This window comes from Burkholderia sp. S-53, from assembly GCF_025560745.1.
In the GTDB taxonomy this organism is placed as follows: Bacteria; Pseudomonadota; Gammaproteobacteria; order Burkholderiales; family Burkholderiaceae; genus Burkholderia; species Burkholderia pyrrocinia.
On sequence record NZ_CP090484.1, the window covers coordinates 1572337 to 1592720 of the forward strand.

Below are 20384 nucleotides of genomic sequence, written 5' to 3' on the forward strand. Positions count from 1 at the left end.
TGAAGCGAGGCTTTCTGTTCTCTGTCAAACGTAACCAAACGCAAGTGACATGAAACGGTCGCATTGCGTTCCGCTCCGTGCGCCGGCCCGTACGGCGAATTTTTTTTCGGCTTGGCCCGCGACTATTGGCGTGTGATAAAGGGTTTTCCCTGACCCGGAGCACGACTATGTCGACCCTGGAAGCTCTCCGGTTCGTGCTGGACGATGCACGCACCCCCGAAATCATTCGCCATCACGTCGTCGACGCGCTGCAGTACGCGCTGCGCAATTACGGACAGGTGTTCACCGCGAAGGAAGTCGAATGGCTGACGCAGTGGGACGACGCGCGTCTGCCGCTGGCCGCGAGGAAGGAACTGGACAAGCGCGAACCGGCGATCGCCGCGCGCTGAAAAAAAGCCGCCGCGCCCGGCTGGTGCGGACGCGGCGGCAGCGGATGAAACGACGGCTTACTGGAGCCCGAAGTCGACGCGGGTCGTCGCGCCCTTGTCTTCGATGCCCTTCGCGTCGAGCTTCGGCGCGACGACGAACATGCGGCTCGAATCGATCTTCCCTTCGAGGTACTGGCGCACGGCCTGCGCGCGCTGCTGCGCGAGCGCGCGCAGCGCGTTGTCGTCGGCCGGTGCGTGATCGGCCAGCGCCTGCTTCATGTCCGCATCGGGCAGCGTCTTCTGCAGGCCGACCAGGTTGCGCGGCTTCTTGAAGTCGGCAGCCTTGTACGCGCGCGTCAGGTACTTGGAATATTCGGCCTGGTCGACCTTCACCGACATCGGGTCGATGCTCTCGCCCTGGCCGACCACGTCCTTCAGCTTCTGCAGGCGAACCAGCCGCTCGACATACGCGTCGCGCAGCCCCGGCGTGTCCTTCGCCGGATCGACGCGGCCGATCAGGTCGAGGCGGATCGACGCCTTCTCGGTCAGCATCTTCACGACGGTGTCGAGCTTCTTCTGCTGCGCATCGGTCAGTTCGTACGAGCCCGGCGCGAACTCGACGTAGCCGAGATCCTCGCCGCCGCCGCCGAACGCATTCGCCAGCAGCGTGAACGGCGACGTGACGGCCTTCGCGATCAGGTTCAGCACCGCATGCCAGATCAACCCGCCGATGCTGAACTCCGGATTCGACAGCGAACCCGACACCGGCAGGTTCACGTCGATCTGGCCGTGCGTGTTCTTCAGCAGCGAAATCGCGAGCTTCACCGGCAGCTTCGTCGCCGTGTCATTGTCGACGTGATCGCCGAACGTGAGCTGGTCGATGAAGATGTGGTTGTTCGCCGACAACTGGTCGTTCGCGAGCTGGTAGTGCAGGTCGACGTTGAGCTTGCCCTTCGTGATCGGATAGCCGGCGTACTTCGCCGAATACGGCGTCAGGTTGGTCAGCTCGATGTCGTGCGCGGTCGCCGTGAGGTCGAGCGCGGGTTTCTCGATCAGCGGGTTCACCGAGCCCTTGATCGAGATCGGCCCGTTGCCCGCGAGGTTCGCGGCGACATCGACCGGCGCGGACGTCGTCGAATCCGTGCCGAACGCACCGACCGTGCCGTTGATCGCGACCAGGTTCGCCGTGTAGTTCGGCTTGATGAAGTTGTCGGTGTACGTGACGCGGCCGTCCTGCAGCACGAGCTGACCGAAGTGCATCCGCACCGGGTTCTGCGGCGGGGTCGCGGCCTTCACGACCGCCGGCGCGGACGCGGCAGCCGACGCGGATGCCTGCTGCGCGACCGCTGCCGATGCCGCCGGCGCGGCGGCCGGCGGCGTCATGCCCGGCGACAGCGGCACCGGCTCGCCCTTGCTGGCATCGCGCGTCAGCGACTGCGCGGGGCCCGATTGCTTCGCGACGACGTCCTTCAGGTTCAGGCGCCCCTGCGCATCGAGCAGCACGCGGCCGTAGAATTTCGAGAACGTCACGCGCGCGGCATCGACATCGGTGCCCTTCTCGTCGTAGTTCGCCTTCAGGTTCGACAGCGCGAGCGAGCGCCAGCCGGCGAACGGGTCGGACGTCGCCTTGTCGAGCATCCGCACGTCGACGAGCACGACATCGCCGCGATAGGTCGCGCGCGGCGCGTCCTTCACTTGCGCGAACGTCAGGTTGCCCTGCGCGTTGAGCAGCGCGCTCGCGATCGTCGCGTTCAGCGCGCTGCCGAAGTACGGCTCGAACGCGGCCGCGTCGAGGCGGTCGCCGTTGATCTTCAGGCCGACCTTCAGCGGCTGCGCAGTCACGTCGCCCGCGACGTTCAGCGTGCCCTTGCGGTTCAGCGTCGCCTTCAACTGCACCGGCAGCGGCTTGGTCATGTCGTCGCTGAGCTTCTGCACCGACAGTTCCAGCGGCTTGATCGCCAGCTTCACCGGGCGCGGCGTCGACAGGTCGGTGAAGTTCGCGGACGAATCCTTCACGTTCAGCGCGTCGATCCGGTAGTGCCACGACGGCGCGGCAGCCGCGGCCTTGCGCGCGACCGTGCGCTTCGGCACCGACGCCTGCGCCGGTTCGCCCAGCGCCGCGAGGTCGATCTTGCCGTCCTTCAGGCGCTGCACGTCGAGCGCGAGCCCGCTCGCGTCGACGCTCGCGATCTCCGCGGTGCGCGCGGCGACGTCGACCTTCGTGATCTTCGCGCTCGCGTCGGGCAGCACGATCGCGGGCGCCTTGGCGTCCGGCGTCGCGAGCTTCAGCGACTTCAGGCTGACCGTGCTGTCGGCGACCTGCGCGGCGAGCGGCGTCTTGCCCCAGTCGGCCTGTGCGTTGACGGTCGCGCCAAGCGTGCCGTCGAGCACGCGCGCGCGCGTCGCTTCGCCGAGGTACGGCTGCAGCGCCGGCAGCGCGAGCGCGGCGACCGTCAGCTTCGTGTCGGCCTGCTTCGCCGCGAGATTGAACGCGCCTTCGGCCGTCAGGTCGCCACCGCGCGACAGCGACGTCGACAGCGTGTACTTCGCGGGCGTCTTGCCCTGCAGCGAGAAACCGTCGAGCGTCGCGGCGAGCTTCGTGAGCGACAGCGCGGTCGGCGGCGCCGGCACGCGGTCGTCGACGTTGACCGTGCCGCCGTCGATCGCGAAATGACGAATCGTCAGGTCGAGCGGCGGCGCCTCCTTCGCGGCGGCGGCGGTTTCGGCCTTCGCACCGCTGGCGGCTGCGGTGGCGGCAGTCCCGGAAGCGGCTGCGGCACCCGACGCGGCCGGCTTGCCGGCTTCGGCCTGCGGTGCGACGCCCGGCTGCGCGACGAGCTTCTCGACGTTCAGCACCCCCTGCTTGTCGCGCGACAGGTCGACCACCGGCTGGTCGATCCGGATCTCGTCGAAGTGCATCGCGTTGCGCAGCGGCTCGAGGCTGGCCGCCGCGACGTGCACGCCGCGCGCGGCGAACAGCGGCGCGGACGCGTGGTCCGTCACCTTCGCATCGTTCAGGTCGACGGTGCCCGAGACACGCAGCGCGGGCGTCTCGCCGCTCATCACGAAATTGATCGCGAGGTTGCTGCTCAGCAGGCCGCTCGTCACGGCCACCGGCAGCTTCGCCGGCACGTACGAGATCAGCTTCGGCACGTCGAGGCGGTCGAACTTCAGCGTGATCTCCGACTCGCGCGACTGCGCGAACGGCTTGGTCCTGCCGTCGATCGCGATCGGGCTGCCGTCGAAACGCATGCGCAGCTTCGGCTCGACGAAGATGTCGGTCTTCGACGCCAGCGTCGCGATATACGGGATGCCGAGCATCCAGTTGTCGACGACATGCTTTTCGTTCAGCAGGCGATCGTCGAAGTCGATGCGGCCGTCGTTCACCTGAATGTTCGACACCGAGAACTGCGTCGGCTTGCTTTCGGGTTTGGACGGCGTCGAGAACTTCTCGATCAGGTCGGTGAAGTTGAAGCGCTGCGCGTCGTAACGGACGATGTGAAAGCGCGGCGAATCGAGGCGGATTTCATTGACGATCGGCGCGCCGCGGAACAGCGACGACCACGACGGCCTTACGACGAGCTTGCCGATGTCGACGAAGTCACCCCGGCCGCCGCGCTCGCCGACGTGGATGCCGTCGGCTTCGAGGTTCAGCGTGTACGGGTTCAGCGCGATGCGCTGGATCGTGGCGGGCCGGTCGAGCTGCTTGCTCAGTTGCTGTTCGGCGATATGACGGATCAGCGGCGGCGCCGCGAAGAACCCGAGCAGTCCGAATAAAACCAGGAAGATCAGCACGCCGACGCCGATACGCCGGGTCCGGCGCGAGCGTGCAACGCCGCCGAGGGCATGGAGGGTCGAGGATACGGTTTTCTTGTCTGCGCTTGCCATGCTTGAATATCTCGGGAATGGATGCCGGGCCGCGCCGGAAAACCGGGCGGCCGCGCACGCTATCCCGAAAGTATAGGCTCAGGAGGTGACGGTACGGAGGTCGGGCGCCGCCGCCGCGCCCGCCGGTCGGACAACGGCGGCGGTCAACCGTTCATTTCCGGACGACGACTGGCGGCATCCATGACCCGTCGCTCGCCTGCGGCTTCGGCGCGTACACGCGCAACGCAAGCGCGAAATCGGCGCGCGGCGCCGGCAGCCAGTTGCCCGCATACGCGCCGCCCGGCGACGCCGACACGACGATGTCGATCGAGCCGTCGTGGTTGCGGCGCAGCCGGTCGCGATCGCCGAGCGAGCGGCGCGCCGCCCCGAGGTCGGGCAGCGCGCCGTTCGTCGTGTAGGGCGTGAGCGTCCAGAACGCGCGTGCCGGCGGTAGCGCGCCCGGCGCGAAATGCAGCACGTAGCGGTTCGCGCCGTTCAGCGGATGGCCGTCGCTGTCCACGCGGACGAGCGCGAGCGTCTCGTCGTCGCGCGTCGCGGTGCCGAACTGCGTGTAGGCCGCATACGCGCGCAGCGCATAGTCCTGGCCGTACTTGCCGGCCGTGTCGCCGATCCAGCTCCAGCCGTTCGCGTTCAGCAGGTTCGACGGCGGCGTCGCGAGCCGCGCGCGCGCCTCGGCGACGCCCGCCGTCGCGGCCGCGAGACGGTCGCCCGTCCACAGCACCGGGGAGCCGGCCGACACGCCGATTTCGCCGAGCAATTCCTGCGCGTGCGCGTCGTCGGCGGGCGGCGGGTTGTCCTGCAGCGCCTGTGCGAAGCGCGCGAAGAACGCCTTCGGGTCGAGCGCGGCCACCTGCTCGGCCGGCGTGCCGCCGCCCACCGCTTCGGACGGCGCGCTGCCCGCATGGACCGCGACCGACGCGCCGCGCGCGGCGCCCGTGTAAACAGAAAGCGGCACCACGCGGATCGCGCGCTGCAGCTTCTTCACGTTCGTGAGATCGCGCCCGCCGCTCGTCTGCAGCCGCACTTCGAGCCATGCATTGCCCGACGGCACGTCGACGCGCTGCACGCCCTTCGGCAGCATGCCCTGCCAGTCCTTCGCGGCAAAGGCAATCGTTTGCAATCGCGCACCGCCGCGGGCGCCGCGTGCCGGCACGCTCGACGACGACCACAGCACGTTCGTCCACATGTCGAGCGCACGCGCATCCCAGTAGCGGCCGCGCGTGTCGGGCAGCGTGACGATCACGGGTTCCGCGGCGACGTCGAGCCAGCCGGTCGAGTCGAGCGTGTCGACGCCCGGCAGCGGCGGATTGACCGCGCCGACCGGCGGCAGCGCCTGCGCGTGACGCAGCGTGTTGAGCGGCGCCTGCCCCGGTTGCGCACCGTCGCCGCCCGTCGCCGCTTCCTTCGCGACGTCCATCAGCACGAGCGGATACGCATAGACATAGGAGTCGGCGACTTCCGCGCGCATCCAGCCGGTTTTCCGCTGGATCGCATCGGGTTGCGACGCGCACCCCGCAAGCAACGCCGCAATAGCCAGCGACGCGCACGCGCGCCGCAGAGAAACTGATTCTCGTTGGTTTTCAATCATCGATTACTGGCCGAATATCGTTCTTTTCAGTCAACGCCCTGTTCGACTCGCGAATGGCGAAAACAAGGCACCTCAGCCTGCCCGGATAGCCGTTTCGCGGCGGCGGGCGCTGATGTCAGGCCGGTATCATAGCGCCTCGGGGCAATCCCCAATATGCCGAATAGCGGGGTGAACGCTAGCCACACTGTCGACGAATTCGAAATGGTTCGAGAGATTCGTCACAAAATCGGAGATATCGGAACGACACGCGCACGCGCCGGAACAATCGCGGGTGGAAGGGGTGAATTCCGGATTGATGAATGGTGTCAATATTGACACCATTCGGTAGGGCTGGCGTATCGAAGATCCTCGAACTGATGAGACGCGAGCCCGCGAATGTGCGATTCGACGATCTGTTGGTCTGCGACGCACACTTCGGAGCGGCCCGCCAATCCGGTTCGAGCCACGCTATTTTCAAGACACCGTGACAAGGCGATCCTCGAGTGAATATCCGGAATGATCGCGGGAAAGCCAAGGCGTATCGGGTGCGGCAGGTTCTCGACGCGATCGATCGACTGAAGGAACAGAAATCATGACCCAAGACCACTTTACGTACCGCGTAACGTGGTCCCCGGAGGACGGGGAGCACGTCGGCCTGTGTGCGGAGTTCCCGTCTCTTTCATGGCTCGACGAAACGCCGGAAGGCGCGCTGGCCGGCATTCGCCGGCTCGTCGCCGATGTCGTGCGCGACATGGCCGCGAACGGGGAGAAGGTGCCCGAGCCGATCGCCGACCGAACCTACAGTGGTGAATTCAAGGTTCGCATCCCTCCGCAGGCGCACCGCGCGCTGGTGATCCAGGCCGCCGAACAAGGCGTCAGCCTGAATCGTCTCGCGAGCGCCAAGCTCTGCGCGTGAGCGCGTAGTCGAGCGCAAGAACACGACCCGCCCGGCTGTCCGTCTGGAAGCCGGGCATTTGTTTTTTCCGCGTTGTGACAACCTGTGTGTTTCAACAGCGTCACCGCCGCTTGACCTTACCATCATGGGAATGTTGATACTGGATTCATTCGCGGCACGAGCCGCGCTTTTTGGGAATCCGACATGACTGAACCACTTGCCTCCGCCGCGCTGCAAACGATCGAACTGAGCGTCGACGGCATGCATTGCGGCGGCTGCACGGGCCGCGTGCAGCGCGCGCTGGCCGCCGTGCCGGGCGTCGTCGACGCGGCGGTCGATCTCGCCACGCACACGGCGACGGTGACCGCGCAGGAAACGGTCGAGCCCGGCCGGCTCGTCGACGCGGTCGCCGAGGCCGGCTATCGCGCGACGGTGCGAGACGCGGCGGTCGAAGCCGTCGCGACCGCGCCGGCGGCGCACGCGCTGCGCGACGAAGTGCCGCCCGTAACGGCGGCAACGCTTCCTGCGACCACGGCCACGATCGAACTCGATATCGACGGGATGACCTGCGCGTCGTGCGTGTCGCGTGTCGAGAAGGCGCTCGCGAAAGTGCCGGGCGTCACGCGCGCGTCGGTCAATCTCGCGACTGAACGCGCCACGGTCGATGCCACGGCAGGCGTTTCCGCGTCGCAACTGGTAGATGCCGTGAAGCAGGCCGGCTATGGCGCGACGCCGACGGCGCCCGATGCGACCATCCCGCCGGCCACCGCCACGCCTGCCGCACCCGCCAGCATCGAACTCGATATCGACGGGATGACCTGTGCGTCGTGCGTGTCGCGTGTCGAGAAGGCGCTCGCGAAGGTGCCGGGCGTCACGCGCGCATCGGTCAACCTCGCTACCGAACTCGCCACGGTCGACGCCACGGCAGGCGTTTCCGCGTCGCAACTGGCGGACGCCGTAAACCAGGCCGGCTATGGCGCGACACCGGTCGCCGGCGCCGTCACCCCGCCGGCAGAATCCGCCGCATCCACCGATCTCGAACTGGACATCGGCGGGATGACCTGCGCGTCCTGCGCCGGTCGCGTCGAAAAAGCGCTGGCCGCCGTACCGGGCGTCGCGCGCGCGTCGGTCAACCTTGCAACCGAGCGCGCATCGGTGCACGGCAACGGCGCACTCGACGCCGCCACGCTGATCGCGGCGGTCACGACGGCCGGCTACCGCGCGTCGCTCGCCGCCGCGCCGTCGGCCGGCGCAACGGCCGGCGCCGACGCGCAACTGGCCAGCCCCGCGCAGGATCCCGACGCCCGCAAGCGCCGCGAAGCGGTTCGCGAACGCAACCTCGTGATCTGGTCCGCCGTGCTGAGCGCGCCGCTCGTCGCGCCGATGCTCGTCGCACCGTTCGGCATCGACCTGATGCTGCACGGCTGGCTCCAGCTCGTGCTCGCGTCGATCGTGCAGTTCGGCTTCGGCGCACGGTTCTACCGCGCGGCCTGGCACGCGGTGAAGGCGCGCACCGGCAACATGGACCTGCTCGTCGCGCTCGGCACGTCGGCCGCGTACGGGCTGAGCCTGTGGATGCTGCTGCGCGATCCCGCGCATCCCGGCCACCTCTATTTCGAGGCGTCGGCCGTCATCGTCACGCTCGTGCGCTTCGGCAAATGGCTCGAATCGCGCGCGAAGCGCCAGACCACCGACGCGATCCGCGCGCTGAACGCGCTGCGGCCCGATCGGGCTCGCGTCGTCGAACACGGCGTCGAACGCGACGTGCCGCTGTCGCAGGTGCGCGTCGGCACGAACGTCAGCATCCGCCCCGGCGAACGCGTGCCGGTCGACGGCCGGATCGTGTCGGGCCGCTCGCACATCGACGAATCGCTGATTACCGGCGAAAGCCTGCCCGTGCCGAAGGACGACGGCGACGCCGTCACGGCCGGCTCGATCAACGGCGAAGGCGCGCTCGTCGTCGAAACCACCGCGATCGGCGCGGAGACGACGCTCGCGCGCATCATCCGCCTCGTCGAATCCGCGCAGGCCGAGAAGGCGCCGATCCAGCGGCTCGTCGATCGCGTCAGCGAAGTGTTCGTGCCGGCGATCCTGGGCATCGCGCTGCTGACGCTGGTCGGCTGGCTGATCGCCGGCGCCGGGATGGAAACCGCGATCCTCAACGCAGTCGCGGTGCTCGTCATCGCGTGCCCGTGCGCGCTCGGCCTCGCGACGCCCGCCGCGATCATGGCCGGCACGGGCGTCGCAGCCCGGCACGGCGTGCTGATCAAGGACGCGCAGGCGCTCGAACTCGCCCAGCGCGCCACCGTGATCGCGTTCGACAAGACCGGCACGCTGACCGAAGGCAAGCCGTCCGTGACGGCGTTCGAAGCGGTCGGCGTACCACGCGACGAAGCGCTCGCGCTCGCGACGGCGGTGCAGCGCCAGAGCGACCATCCGCTCGCACGCGCGGTGGTCGCCGCGCACGACGCGGACGTGGCCGCGCGCGGCGCCGCAGCGCCGTCGGCCGCTGCGGTCGCCGCAGCCGATGCGCGAGCGGTGGCCGGACGCGGCGTGGAAGCGCGCGTCGGCGGGCAGTTGCTCGCACTGGGCAGCACGCGCTGGCGCGACGAGCTCGGCCTGGCGGTGCCCGCGGCGCTCGACGCTCGCGCCGCGGAGCTCGAACGCGCGGGCAACACGATCTCGTGGCTGATGCGCGCCGATGCGCCGCGCGCGCTGCTCGCGCTGATCGCGTTCGGCGACACCGTGAAGCCCGGCGCTCGCGACGCGATCGCGGCGCTGTCGGCGCGCGGCGTCGCGAGCGTGCTCGTGACGGGCGACAACCGCGGCAGCGCGGCGGCCGTCGCTGCGTCGCTCGGCATCGGCGAAGTGCATGCGCAGGTGCTGCCCGACGACAAGGCGCGCGTCGTCGCCGAACTGAAGCGCACGCACGGCGGGATCGTCGCGATGGTCGGCGACGGGATCAACGATGCGCCTGCGCTCGCCGCGGCCGATGTCGGCATCGCGATGGCGACCGGCACGGACGTCGCGATGCACACGGCCGGCATCACGCTGATGCGCGGCGATCCGGCGCTCGTCGCCGACGCGATCGACATCTCCAGACGCACGTACCGGAAGATCCAGCAGAACCTGTTCTGGGCGTTCGTCTACAACCTGGTCGGCGTGCCGCTCGCGGCGCTGGGCTTGCTGAACCCGGTGATCGCAGGCGCGGCGATGGCGTTTTCCAGCGTCAGCGTCGTGACCAACGCGTTGCTGTTGCGGAGATGGAAAGGCCGCGCGCGCTGATGCGTGCAGATGGCGCGTGCCGGACGGCCGTTTGGCCGTTTGGCGTTTGGCGTTTGGCGTTTGGCGTTTGGCGCTTGGCGTTTGGCGTTTGGCGCTTGGCGTTTGGCGCTTGGCGAGCAGGAAGGACCGGGAAGGTGGCCGGTATCGGCCGTCGGCCGTGTGTCGAGCCGGCATCACGTGACGACGCAGCGCCGGCCAGCCGATTCAGCCGGGAATGACCGGCTTGATCAACGTCGTCGTGATCGGCGCGAAACCGCACGCACGATACAGCGCGCGGGCCGCCGTGTTGTGATTGAACACCGACAGTCCGATCTCGGTGATGCCGTACCGGCGCGCCTCGGCGTCGAGCGCTTCAAGCGCGCGCGTGGCCCAGCCCTGGCGGCGCCGGGTCGGGACGATATCGAGGTCGTAGATGAACAGCGTGCGGTTCGGCCCTTCGGGCACGATCGCGTACCAGAGGTCGCCCACCGGCTCGCCGCTGGCGCCGTCGATGAGCACGACGAGTATCTGGCCGGATGTCCGCAGGCCGTCCGGCAACAGCGTGTCGAAACAGGCGCGCGCACGATCGGCCGCGTCTTCGACAGCATTTTGTCCGGATGAAACGAGATCGCGCGCGTAGCCGTCGATGGCTCGCGTGCGGTACGCGTGGAATTCGCCGGCCGTCATCGACCGCATCTGGAGCATGGTCCGGTCGCCGTGAACAGAATCGGACTTCCAGTGTAGCGGGACGGTCGCACCGACGCGCGATGCGACGGCGGAAAGCGGGCAGGCGGGCAGGCGGGTACGCCGGGCGCCGCGCCGAATCAGCGAATCAGCGAATCAGCGAATCAGCGAATCAGCGACGATACAGGACGATCGGCGCGAGATGCGCACGGCGCACGCGCTCGGCTTCGGCACGACGTGCAGCGTACGAGTATTCCGCGTCGAGCGGCAGGTGCGGCGACATGAACAGGTCGTCGATCTTTTGCAGCAGGGCAAGGATGAAGCTCATGTGAGGCTCCTGACAGATGTGACTAGGGTTTTCCCTTAGATTGACTCCATTCTAAGGGTTTTCCCTGAACTCTGCCAGTGCGCCGCATCAGTTTGCCGCACGCGTGACGCCGCCGATCGCAGGCGCGGAGCGGCGATCCTTGCCCTGCGGGGCTTCCAGGATAGGGTCTGAACGATCAGCGCGTGCGGCGGACACGCTTCGCGACGGCCGCCTCGCGGTTTGCATTGCGCTGAAGCCGGTCGACTTGCGACAGGAGCGCTTCGTGGTGCTCTTCGAGCGTCATCAGCGTCGCCTGCTGCGTCGACAGATCGGCCGCCAGGCGATCGATCCGCTGCTGCCTGGTGGCCGCGTCCTGCTTCAGGTGTGCGATCTGCCGCGTTTGCAGCATCAGCGCGACGAGCCCCACCAGCACGACGACGGCCAGCGCCAGCAGCAGGCGGTTGACGCGGCGCATCTCGCGATCGGCCGTGCGCGTCAAACCGTCCACGTCGGCCTGCAGCGCGGCGAGCCGGTCCGTCAGCGGGCGCAGGTGCGTATCCGGATTGAAGGCCGGCGCAGCCGGTTGCACAGGTTCCGACGACGGCTTCGTCACGAAGGACGCGGCGGAAGCCACGGGCTGCATCACCGGCGACGGAGAGGCGTTGGTCGGGGCAGCGTCACGGGTGTTCGCGGTGTTCGCGGTGTTCGCGGTGTTCGCGGTGTTCGCGGTGTTCGCGGTGTTCGCGGTGTTCGCGGTGTTCGCGGTGTTCGCGGTGTTCGCGGTGTTCGCCGGCTCGGCCGGTTGTGCCGGCGACTGCGGCTCGACCGTCGAAGCGGCGTCCGGCACCGGATTCGATCCGGTCGCGTCCGGTGCCTTGTCGACGTTCGTCGCAACCGGCGCGGATTTCACCGACGTCGCGTCGCTTGTGCCGGCCGCCGTCCGGCGTTTGCCGGCCGACGAGGAACGGCGCTCCTTCACTGCGTCGCCGGAAGATCGTCCTTCGCGAGATTTGACGGCCGCCGCTGCGACAGCAGCTTTCGCAACTTCGCCATCAGTCGCGTGCCGATCCGCCGTCTTCGCCACGGCGCCATCTGCCGCATGCAGCCCGGTTGCCGTCGCGGTAGCGCCATCGGCCGCAGACACATCGGCTGCGTTCGCTGCAACGCCATCGGCCGCAGACATATCGGCTGCCTTCGCTGCAACGCCATCGGCCGCAGACACATCGGCTGCCTTCGCAGCGACGCCATCGCCCGCAGGCACATCGGCCGCCTTCGCTGCGACGCCATCGGCCGCAGGCACATCGTCGACCTTCGCTACGACGCCATCAGCCGCTGACACACCGTCCGCGTTCGCAGCATCACCACCTTCAGGCGCCGAAACACCGCCGGCCGCCGCCGCGACTTCCGGCTTCACCACACCTTCAGCTTCCGCATGCCCCGCCGCACTCGCGGCCGCCGGCGCGCTGAACCCGTCCAGCGAGGCCTGCCGCCCGGCGGCCGCATCGTCCGCGATACCGGCCGCCGCTTCGGCATCCGCGACCGTTTCGTCACGCACCGTGACCAGCGCCCGCTCGCCCGGCGCGAGCACCGGATCGCCGAACAGGTCGAGCGTCAGCTCGTCCCGCGGCGCATCGCCGGCCGGCGCGCTGCCGGGCCGCGACGTCGCCCTCGCCGACGTGCTGCCCGCGGCAGCCGCCGAGCGCTGGCGGGAACGGGCCGACGAACGATTGGAACGGGAACGGGAGCGAGGCGTGGAAACGGATTCGGTCATGGAAATCGGATTGCGGGGCCCGCGCGCGCGGAACCGGATGTCGAACGGAATCGGTGGCCGGCCATTGTCGCACGCCCCGCAACCGATTCAGCCTATTCGTCGCCCGCCAACCCGTTCCCCTCTTCGAAACGCGTGACGCCCCGCAACGCGCGCAGCTTGTCGCAGATCGCCCGGTATTCGAGTTCCGACACTCGCGCGAGCGCGATGCGCACCTCGTCATGCTCGCCCGTGTCGTCGGCACGCTGCAGGATGAACTGCTTCACACGCGCGCTGTCGGGGCCCAGCGCCGCGTGCAGCGAATCGAACGTCAGCGCGCCGCTCACGACCGTCAGCGCGAGCTGGCGCCGCTGGCGCACCGTGAAATAGCGCCGCTCCAGCGGCTTGATGCCGGCCAGGATGATCAGGATGATGATCGTCGCCGAAATCGACGCGACATAGAGCCCGCCGCCCACCGCGAGGCCGATCGCAGCGACCGACCACAGGCTCGCGGCCGTCGTCAGCCCGCGCACGATCTCGCCGCGCAGCAGGATCGAGCCCGCGCCGAGGAAGCCGATGCCCGACACGACCTGCGCGGCGATCCGCGACGGATCGAGCACGATGTGCTCGCTGCTGCCGAGCACGTCGGCGAAACCGAACGCCGACACGATCATGATCAGCGTCGAGCCGACGCACACGAGCATGTGCGTGCGCAGGCCGGCCGCCCACGACAGGCGCTCGCGCTCGAAGCCGATGACACTGCCGAGCGCCGCCGCGAGAACGAGCCGCATCACGAGTTCCAGGTTGCTGAGCATCGGTTTTATCTCCTTTTTTTGTGCCGCCCGCGCGGAATGTTTTATCCTTGGCCCCGGCCGCGCCGATCCTCCGGGCCGCGCCGACACGTTCAGATCCAAGCGCTCAACCCCGTCATGCCCGTTTCCGACTCCGCTTCCGCCCAGGCCGCCCAGCTGCGCCACCATTTCGCGCACGTCGTCTTGCCGATCTGGCGGGGTTCAGGGTTCGACCACACGTTGCAGCTGCCGTTCGAGGCCGTCGATCCGGCCACCCACGCGCCGCTGCCCGTCACCCGTTATCGCGCAATGGCCTGCGCGCGGCAACTGTTCGTGTTCGCGCAGGCCGGCGACGCCGCGCACGCGGCCACGCTGTTCGACGCGCTGTGCAGCCGCTTCCGCGACGCGCGCCATGGCGGCTGGATCTACAGCGTCGACGCGCAGGGCGCGCCGCTCGATACCAGCAAGGATCTCTATACGCACGCGTTCATCGTGTTCGCGTGCGCCGCGTGGCATGCGGCGTCGGGCGACGCCGCCGCGCGCACGGTGGCCGAGGAAACCGCCGCGCTGATCCAGGACCGCTTCGCGCCGCGCCGCGGCGACGCGCTGCTCGATGCGGCGCGCCACGCCGATTTCTCGTCATCCGGCAGCGGCGCGCTGCAGAATCCGCTGATGCACCTGACCGAAGCGTGGCTCGCGGCCGCCGACGCATTCGGCGACGCGGCCTTCGACGATGCGCTCGCGCGCACCGCGCGGGCCGTCGAGCGCACCTTCGTCGACGCGGCGACCGGCTGCGTCGCCGAACTGCCGCTCGGGGCGGCCGACAACCGTTTCGAGCCCGGCCATCAATTCGAGTGGTTCTATCTGGTCGACGCGGCCGGCGCACGGCTCGCGCAGACCGGGCTCCCCGGCGCGCTGTCGCGCGCGTTCGCGTTCGCCCAGCAGTACGGCGTCGATGCGCGGACGGGCGGCGTCTGCGCGGCGCTCGACGCGCAAGGCGCGTGCATCGACGGCACGCAGCGGATCTGGGCGCAGACCGAGTACCTGCGCGCGCTCGCGACGCACGGCGGCACGCCGGCCTCCGCGCCGCTCGCGCAGCAGATCGAGCGCTTCGCCGCGCGCTTCCTGCATCCGCGCGGCTGGTTCGAGTGCAAGACGGCGAACGGGCAGGTGTCGCGCGCCGACATGCCGTCGACGACGCCCTACCATCTCGCGACCGCCTACGCGGCGCTGCCGGCCGGTTCGTAACCCGCGTCGGCGAACGACGGCGCCGCGCGTTCGCCGCGTGCGGCGCGCGCATCGCCCAGTTCGAACACCGACACCGCCTGCATCAGGTGCGCGGTCTGGTCGTTCAGCGACGCGGCCGCCGCCGCGACTTCCTCGACCAGCGCCGCGTTCTGCTGCGTCAGCTGATCCATCTGCGTGACGGCCTGGTTCACCTGCTCGATCCCGACGCTCTGCTCGACCGACGCCGCCGTGATCTCGGACATCGTCTGCACGACGCGCGTGATCGATGCCGACACCGTCCGCATCGCGTCGCCGGCGCGCTCGACGAGCTCCGCGCCGCCGTTGATCTGCGCGACCGAATCCTCGATCAGCGCCTTGATCTCCTTCGCCGATTGCGCGCTGCGCTGCGCGAGCGAGCGCACTTCGCCCGCGACAACCGCGAAGCCGCGCCCCTGTTCGCCGGCCCGCGCGGCCTCGACCGCCGCGTTCAGCGCGAGGATGTTGGTCTGGAACGCGATGCCGTCGATCACCGAGATGATCTCCGCGATCCGCCCCGAGCTCTGCGCGATGCCGCGCATCCGGTCGATCACGCTGTCGACCACGCCGCCGCCGTGGCCCGTCGCTTCGAGCGCCGCGTCGGCCAGCGCGCTGGCCGCGCGTGCGCTGTCGGTGTTCTGCCGGACGGTCGCGGTCAGTTCCTCCATGCTCGCGGCCGTTTCCTCGAGCGACGCAGCCTGCGTGCCCGTGCGCGCCGACAGGTCGGCGTTGCCGCCCGCGATCTCGCCCGCGCCGAGGTGGATCGCATCGGACGCGTGGCGCACCGTGCGCACGGTGCCCGCGATGCTCGTCTGCATCGCGGCGAGGCCGCGCAGCATCCGGTCGATCTCGAACACGCCGCCCGCCCGCACGGCTTCGTCGAGCCGGCCCTGCGCGATTCGCTCGAAGTGGCGGCCCGCTTCATCCAGCGGCGCGACGACCGCGCGCCGCGCGGCTGCATAGATCGCCGCGCTCGCCGCGAGCATCGCCACCAGCAGCGCGATGCCGACCGACTTGAACCAGAGCATGCCGCCGTCGATCGTGTCGAGCGCCGTGCGGCTCGATGCGCTGCCGTATTCGGCAAAGCGGTGCAGTTCGGCGATGTAGGCGTCCTGGATGCCTTGCGTCGGCTGGTCGAGGAACGCCTGGATGTTGTCGGCGTCGAGGAACTGCACGAGTTCGCCGAGCGCGCCGCGCAGCGCGCGATAGCGCTCGGCGAGCGCCGCAACGCGCGCGCGGTTCGTGTCGTCGACCGGCTGCGCGGCCGTCAGCGCGGCGAACGCCTTGTCCGCTTCGGCAAGCGAAGCGCCGGCGTGGCGGATGATGTCTTCCGGCTTCGGACCGCCGCGCACCATCCGCGTGCCGGCGCGCGACAGGTTGATACGCGCGTCGAGCAGGTGCTCGGTCGCCTGGTTGGCCGCGTTGACCTGCGCGATCGCGACGTTCGACAGATCGTCGACGCCGCTGCGCGTCGACGCGAGCGCCCAGAAGCCGAGCGCTTCGATCGCGAACAGGAAGAGGCAAAACACGGTCAACACGCCGAGCAGACCCGACGCGAGCTTGATTTTTCCGAACATGGGGAGATTCCTGGAGAGCGGACGATGAGGCAATGCCCCGGCATTAGCGGCATTTCTTCGTCGGACTTTAGGAGCGGATGCTCAGGTGCGGCCGGCGAGGTGCGGCCGGCAACGCGGGCCAGTGACGCGCATCGCTCGTGCATTCCCGCCGAATCGCCCGCTAACAAGGACAACTCCTGCGTTCGACGCAATAATCGCGTCGCATCGCACCGGCAATTGCACGCAACGCGGACGAATTTCCTTGCTTATCCGCAGCCCCCTTCCTAGAGTTCAGCGCAAGCGGGCACTCATTTCGAAGGAAGTTCGATGACCGACATCACGGACCACGCACGCGGCGCATTGCGTGCGCAACCGTTCAGCATGCTGCTGGGCACGGAGCTGATGCATATCGGCGACAACGAGGTGTCGCTGTGCCTGCACGTGCGCGACGAACTGCGGCAGCAGCACGGTTTCGTGCACGGCGGCGTCATCAGCTATCTCGCCGACAACGCGCTGACGTTCGCCGGCGCGCTCGTGCTCGGCCCGCGCGTGATCACCGCCGAATACAAGATCAACTACCTGCGGCCGGCCGTGAACGGCACGCTCGTCGCCCGCGCGAAGCTCGTCTACGCAGGCCGGCACCAGGCGACCTGCCAGTGTCATGTGTTCGTCATCGACGGCGATCACGAGCGGCTCGTCGCGATCGCGCAAGGCACGATCAACCGCGTCGGCGACGGCAAGGCGCCGGATATGCCGGAGGAAACGGCCTGAGCGGCCGGCCGGCCCGAAGTCAATGAGAGAAGGCCGAACACGCAGCGCGTGTCGCGCTAGCGTTTCATTGCGGCGAGATAGACCGCATCGCGCTCGCGACGCCCTACCTCGACCACCAGTACGACGACCTCTGCATCGCGCACTTCGTACACGAGGCGATAGCCGACACTGCACAGCTTGATCTTGTAGCGGTCCGGATGACCGTGCAACTTCGCCGAGGGAATGCGAGGATTCTCGAGCCGTTCGGCGAGCCTGGCCTTGAACTGATCACGAACGGTGCGATCGAGCTTCTTCCACTCCTTCAACGCAGCTTCGAGAAAGGCGAGCTCAAAGGTCATTCAGCTTGACCTTGACGGCTTTCTCCTTGGCGCGCGAGTCGGCCAGCGCGTTGTCTTCGATATCTTCAAGACGTTCGACCATCGCCTCCCATGTCTTCGCCGGGATGCAATAGAACGCGGGTTCGTTGTGATTCAGGATCGCGACCGGGAAGCCCTCTCCCGCCGCCACGGTTCCCATCGGGTTCCGCTTCAACTCCGAGACGCTCGCCGTCACGCTGGCCAGGATGGTGTGGGGCATGTCCGCTCCTTGTTCGATCGAATTTTCATCGTACTTTATTTGGCACCATATTCAGCACGATTTCTGGTGCCATACAGGCGATACCGAATTCGCTCTCGAGCCGTGAAGTTCGACACGCCTACTCGGCCCCACCGCCCGTCAGCGGCAGGAACCGCGGCGCCACGCGCGCCCGCACGTTGCCGTTCTCGTCGGTACGGTAGATTCCGCGCGCCGCGTTGTGTGGATGCGCTGCCGCGTCGGCCACGCTCAATACCGGCGCGAAACACGCGTCGGTGCCCTCCAGCAGCGCGCGCCAGTGCGCGGACGGCTGCTGCGCGAACACGTCGGCGAACCGCGCCTTCAGCGCGGGCCAGTGCGCGCGGTCGTACTGCGACGCCGGATCGACGTCGGTGAGCCCGAGCCGTTCGACCAGCAGCGTATAGAACGGCGGTTCGAGCGCGCCGATCGTCACGCATTCGCCGTCCGCGCAGCGATACACGTCGTAGAACGGCGCGTCGTGGAACAGGCTCGGCTGCGCGCCGTCGAGTTGCCCGTTCGCGCGCGCCCACAGCGCGAGCGAACCGAGCATCGATACGATGTCGACGATCGCGCCGTCGACCACGCGCCCCGGCCCGCCGCCGCGCACGTCGAACAACGCGCAGACGATCCCGAACGCGAGCCCGAGCGCGCCGCCCGCATCGCCGACGACGGTCGGCGGCAGGCCCGGCCGGCCGTCGTTCGGCGCCGATAGCGACAACAGCCCCGTCAGCGCGACGTAGTTCAGGTCGTGCCCGGCCGCGGCAGCGAGCGGGCCGTGCTGGCCCCAGCCGGTCATCCGCCCGTACACGAGCTTCGGGTTGCGGCGCGCGCAATCGTCGGGCCCGAGGCCGAGCCGCTCCATCACGCCGGGCCGCAGTCCCTCGATCAGCGCATCGGCCTGCGCGATCAGATCGAGCGCGGCATCGCGGCCGGCCGACGCCTTCAGGTCGAGCTCGACGATCGTCTTGCCTTCGCGCAGCAGGTCGCCGTCGCGGCTCCGCAGCGCGTCCGGCGCGCTCGTGCGGCCGGACGGGCGCGCGATCAGCGTGATCCGCGCGCCCATCCCGGCGAGCATCCAGCCCGCAAGCGGGCCGGGGCCGAGACCCTCGAATTCGACGATGTGGATGCCGGAAAGCGGCGCATCAAGCGGCATGCGATTCTCCTGTCGATCAGCGTTACCGCTTTAGCGGTTACGCTGATCCCATGGCGTGGCTGGATGGAGTTAGCGCTTCAGCGCTTACGCCGGTCCCATGCTTCGCGATCGATCCGCGTTACCACTTTAGCGGTAACGCTGGCCCCATGCGTTGCAGTCGACCAGTGTCCGCGCTCAGTACGGATTCCGGACCCGTGCGTGGCGCACCGGATCGCGTCCGTCATGCGCGCATCAAACGAAAAATCCCTGCGCGGCGGAATCCGCTTCGCAGGGATCGGGGTACCGAGCGCGCGTGCCGGTTGGCACGCCGGAACCGGCATGCGTCAGAACGCATCCCCCGGCACCCGCACCCAGCCCTCCATCAACACACGCGCGCTGCGGCTCATGATCGCCTTCGTGACGGTCCACTCGCCGTTCTCCTGCTGCTGCGCTTCCGCGCCGACGCGCAGCGTGCCGGACGGATGCCCGAAGCGCACCGCGTTCCGTTCGCCGCCGCCCGCCGCCAGATTGACGAGCGTGCCGGGGATCGCCGCGGCCGTGCCGATCGCGACCGCCGCCGTGCCCATCATCGCGTGGTGCAGCTTGCCCATCGACATCGCGCGCACCAGCAGGTCGACGTCGCCCGCGTTCACGCGCTTGCCGCTCGATGCGACGTAATCGGCCGGCTTCGCGACGAACGCGATCTTCGGCGTGTGCTGCCGCGTCGCGATTTCGTCGAGCGTATCGATCAGCCCCATGCGCAGCGCACCGTGCGCGCGGATCGTCTCGAACTTCTCGAGCGCCTTCGCGTCGCCGTTGATCGCGTCCTGCAGTTCGGTGCCCGTGTAGCCGATCGCCTCCGCCTCGACGAAGATCGTCGGGATCCCCGCATTGATCATCGTCGCCTTCAGCGTGCCGACGCCCGGCACCGCGAGATCGTCGACGAGGTTGCCGGTCGGGAACATCGACCCGCCCGCGCCCTCTTCGTCGGCGGCCGGATCCATGAATTCGAGCTGCACTTCGGCGGCCGGGAACGTGACGCCGTCCAGCTCGAAGTCGCCCGTCTCCTGCACCGCGCCGTTCGTGACCGGCACGTGCGCGACGATCGTCTTGCCGATGTTCGCCTGCCAGATCCGCACGGTCGCGACGCCGTCGCGCGGCACGCGCGCCGGATCGACGAGCCCGCCGCTGATCGCGAACGGGCCGACCGCCGCCGACAGGTTGCCGCAGTTGCCGGTCCAGTCGACGAACGCCTTGTCGATCGCGACCTGGCCGAACAGGTAGTCGACGTCGTGGCCGGGCCGCGTGCTCTTCGACACGATCACCGTCTTGCTGGTGGACGACGTCGCGCCGCCCATCCCGTCGATCTGCTTGCCGTACGGATCGGGGCTGCCGATCACGCGCAGCAGCAGCGCGTCGCGCGCGGCGCCCGGCGCCTGCGCCGCGTCGGGCAGGTCCTGCAGCCGGAAGAACACGCCCTTGCTGGTGCCGCCGCGGATATAGGTCGCGGGAATCCTGATTTGAGGAATGTGAGCCATGTCTGTGTTCTCAATGTGA

Annotated in this window: 16 protein-coding genes; 5 read left to right on the forward strand and 11 right to left on the reverse strand. The window is 68.7% G+C overall.

The genetic code is table 11. The features are described from left to right. Positions 1-167: 167 nt before the first annotated feature. Entirely contained in the window at positions 168-389 is a 222-nt protein-coding gene (locus tag LXM88_RS29175) for a hypothetical protein (protein WP_034187681.1), read from the forward strand. Between the two features lie 57 nt (positions 390-446). On the opposite strand, the gene LXM88_RS29180 is transcribed toward LXM88_RS29175, so the two are convergent. Then, a complete protein-coding gene (locus LXM88_RS29180; RefSeq protein WP_262546706.1) occupies positions 447-4256 on the reverse strand; it encodes a DUF748 domain-containing protein in 3810 nt (1269 codons plus the stop codon). A 151-nt stretch (positions 4257-4407) separates the two neighbouring features. Then, a complete protein-coding gene (locus LXM88_RS29185) occupies positions 4408-5844 on the reverse strand; it encodes a DUF1254 domain-containing protein (protein ID WP_262546708.1) in 1437 nt (478 codons plus the stop codon). A gap of 571 nt (positions 5845-6415) precedes the next feature. Here LXM88_RS29185 and LXM88_RS29190 point away from each other — a divergent pair. Together LXM88_RS29190 and LXM88_RS29195 are read left to right on the forward strand one after the other, a co-directional pair. Beyond that, complete coding sequence (locus LXM88_RS29190) at positions 6416-6739, forward strand: type II toxin-antitoxin system HicB family antitoxin (protein WP_047902238.1); 324 nt, start codon at positions 6416-6418, stop codon at positions 6737-6739. A gap of 183 nt (positions 6740-6922) precedes the next feature. Further along, complete coding sequence (locus LXM88_RS29195) at positions 6923-10003, forward strand: heavy metal translocating P-type ATPase (protein ID WP_262546711.1); 3081 nt, start codon at positions 6923-6925, stop codon at positions 10001-10003. A 204-nt stretch (positions 10004-10207) separates the two neighbouring features. Here LXM88_RS29195 and LXM88_RS29200 read toward each other — a convergent pair whose 3' ends face one another. The 4 genes from LXM88_RS29200 to LXM88_RS29215 form a co-directional block, all read right to left on the reverse strand. Next, positions 10208-10687: a GNAT family N-acetyltransferase gene (locus LXM88_RS29200; RefSeq protein ID WP_262546713.1), complete on the reverse strand. Its 480-nt coding sequence runs from the start codon at positions 10685-10687 to the stop codon at positions 10208-10210. A 151-nt stretch (positions 10688-10838) separates the two neighbouring features. Further along, positions 10839-10994, reverse strand: coding sequence for a hypothetical protein (locus tag LXM88_RS29205; protein ID WP_262546714.1), 156 nt, complete (start codon positions 10992-10994; stop codon positions 10839-10841). A 175-nt stretch (positions 10995-11169) separates the two neighbouring features. Further along, positions 11170-12744, reverse strand: a complete 1575-nt coding sequence (locus LXM88_RS29210; RefSeq protein WP_262546716.1) for a flagellar hook-length control protein FliK — start codon at positions 12742-12744, stop codon at positions 11170-11172. 92 nt (positions 12745-12836) lie between these two features. After that, positions 12837-13535 (reverse strand): MgtC/SapB family protein, encoded by a 699-nt coding sequence (locus LXM88_RS29215; RefSeq protein WP_262546717.1) that lies wholly within the window; start codon positions 13533-13535, stop codon positions 12837-12839. Positions 13536-13649: 114 nt separating this feature from the next. Here LXM88_RS29215 and LXM88_RS29220 point away from each other — a divergent pair, with 114 nt between their 5' ends. After that, positions 13650-14759 carry an AGE family epimerase/isomerase gene (locus LXM88_RS29220; RefSeq protein ID WP_262546719.1) on the forward strand — a complete coding sequence of 370 codons (1110 nt, stop codon included), beginning with the start codon at positions 13650-13652 and terminating at the stop codon, positions 14757-14759. On the opposite strand, the gene LXM88_RS29225 is transcribed toward LXM88_RS29220, so the two are convergent. Next, complete coding sequence (locus LXM88_RS29225) at positions 14732-16351, reverse strand: methyl-accepting chemotaxis protein (RefSeq protein WP_262546721.1); 1620 nt, start codon at positions 16349-16351, stop codon at positions 14732-14734. The two genes, LXM88_RS29220 and LXM88_RS29225, sit on opposite strands and share 28 nt — an antisense overlap. A 306-nt stretch (positions 16352-16657) precedes the next feature. Between LXM88_RS29225 and LXM88_RS29230 the strand changes: the two genes are divergently transcribed. Continuing rightward, the gene (locus LXM88_RS29230; RefSeq protein WP_262546722.1) at positions 16658-17101 is read left to right on the forward strand and encodes a PaaI family thioesterase; all 444 of its coding nucleotides are present in this window, start codon (positions 16658-16660) and stop codon (positions 17099-17101) included. 56 nt (positions 17102-17157) lie between these two features. Here the strand turns inward: LXM88_RS29230 and LXM88_RS29235 are convergent, their stop codons facing one another. The 4 genes from LXM88_RS29235 to prpF all read right to left on the reverse strand — a co-directional run bounded on the left by LXM88_RS29235 (position 17158) and on the right by prpF (position 20365). Next, positions 17158-17439, reverse strand: coding sequence for a type II toxin-antitoxin system RelE family toxin (locus tag LXM88_RS29235; RefSeq protein WP_262546725.1), 282 nt, complete (start codon positions 17437-17439; stop codon positions 17158-17160). Then, the gene (locus tag LXM88_RS29240) at positions 17429-17677 is read right to left on the reverse strand and encodes a type II toxin-antitoxin system Phd/YefM family antitoxin (protein ID WP_047902230.1); all 249 of its coding nucleotides are present in this window, start codon (positions 17675-17677) and stop codon (positions 17429-17431) included. Before LXM88_RS29240 ends, LXM88_RS29235 begins: the two co-directional genes overlap by 11 nt. 118 nt (positions 17678-17795) lie before the next feature. Further along, a complete protein-coding gene (locus LXM88_RS29245) occupies positions 17796-18848 on the reverse strand; it encodes a CaiB/BaiF CoA transferase family protein (RefSeq protein ID WP_262546727.1) in 1053 nt (350 codons plus the stop codon). Positions 18849-19171: 323 nt separating this feature from the next. Then, positions 19172-20365, reverse strand: coding sequence for a 2-methylaconitate cis-trans isomerase PrpF (gene prpF, locus LXM88_RS29250; RefSeq protein ID WP_262546728.1), 1194 nt, complete (start codon positions 20363-20365; stop codon positions 19172-19174). Positions 20366-20384: the final 19 nt, after the last annotated feature.

Excerpts from the sequence above, each read along its gene's own strand:
- LXM88_RS29175 (WP_034187681.1), top strand. The coding sequence starts at position 168 with ATGTCGACCCTGGAAGCTCTCCGGTTCGTGCTGGACGATGCACGCACC.
- LXM88_RS29180 (WP_262546706.1), bottom strand. The coding sequence starts at position 4,256 with ATGGCAAGCGCAGACAAGAAAACCGTATCCTCGACCCTCCATGCCCTC.
- LXM88_RS29185 (WP_262546708.1), bottom strand. The coding sequence starts at position 5,844 with ATGATTGAAAACCAACGAGAATCAGTTTCTCTGCGGCGCGCGTGCGCG.
- LXM88_RS29190 (WP_047902238.1), top strand. The coding sequence starts at position 6,416 with ATGACCCAAGACCACTTTACGTACCGCGTAACGTGGTCCCCGGAGGAC.
- LXM88_RS29195 (WP_262546711.1), top strand. The coding sequence starts at position 6,923 with ATGACTGAACCACTTGCCTCCGCCGCGCTGCAAACGATCGAACTGAGC.
- LXM88_RS29200 (WP_262546713.1), bottom strand. The coding sequence starts at position 10,687 with ATGCTCCAGATGCGGTCGATGACGGCCGGCGAATTCCACGCGTACCGC.
- LXM88_RS29205 (WP_262546714.1), bottom strand. The coding sequence starts at position 10,994 with ATGAGCTTCATCCTTGCCCTGCTGCAAAAGATCGACGACCTGTTCATG.
- LXM88_RS29210 (WP_262546716.1), bottom strand. The coding sequence starts at position 12,744 with ATGACCGAATCCGTTTCCACGCCTCGCTCCCGTTCCCGTTCCAATCGT.
- LXM88_RS29215 (WP_262546717.1), bottom strand. The coding sequence starts at position 13,535 with ATGCTCAGCAACCTGGAACTCGTGATGCGGCTCGTTCTCGCGGCGGCG.
- LXM88_RS29220 (WP_262546719.1), top strand. The coding sequence starts at position 13,650 with ATGCCCGTTTCCGACTCCGCTTCCGCCCAGGCCGCCCAGCTGCGCCAC.
- LXM88_RS29225 (WP_262546721.1), bottom strand. The coding sequence starts at position 16,351 with ATGTTCGGAAAAATCAAGCTCGCGTCGGGTCTGCTCGGCGTGTTGACC.
- LXM88_RS29230 (WP_262546722.1), top strand. The coding sequence starts at position 16,658 with ATGACCGACATCACGGACCACGCACGCGGCGCATTGCGTGCGCAACCG.
- LXM88_RS29235 (WP_262546725.1), bottom strand. The coding sequence starts at position 17,439 with ATGACCTTTGAGCTCGCCTTTCTCGAAGCTGCGTTGAAGGAGTGGAAG.
- LXM88_RS29240 (WP_047902230.1), bottom strand. The coding sequence starts at position 17,677 with ATGCCCCACACCATCCTGGCCAGCGTGACGGCGAGCGTCTCGGAGTTG.
- LXM88_RS29245 (WP_262546727.1), bottom strand. The coding sequence starts at position 18,848 with ATGCCGCTTGATGCGCCGCTTTCCGGCATCCACATCGTCGAATTCGAG.
- prpF (WP_262546728.1), bottom strand. The coding sequence starts at position 20,365 with ATGGCTCACATTCCTCAAATCAGGATTCCCGCGACCTATATCCGCGGC.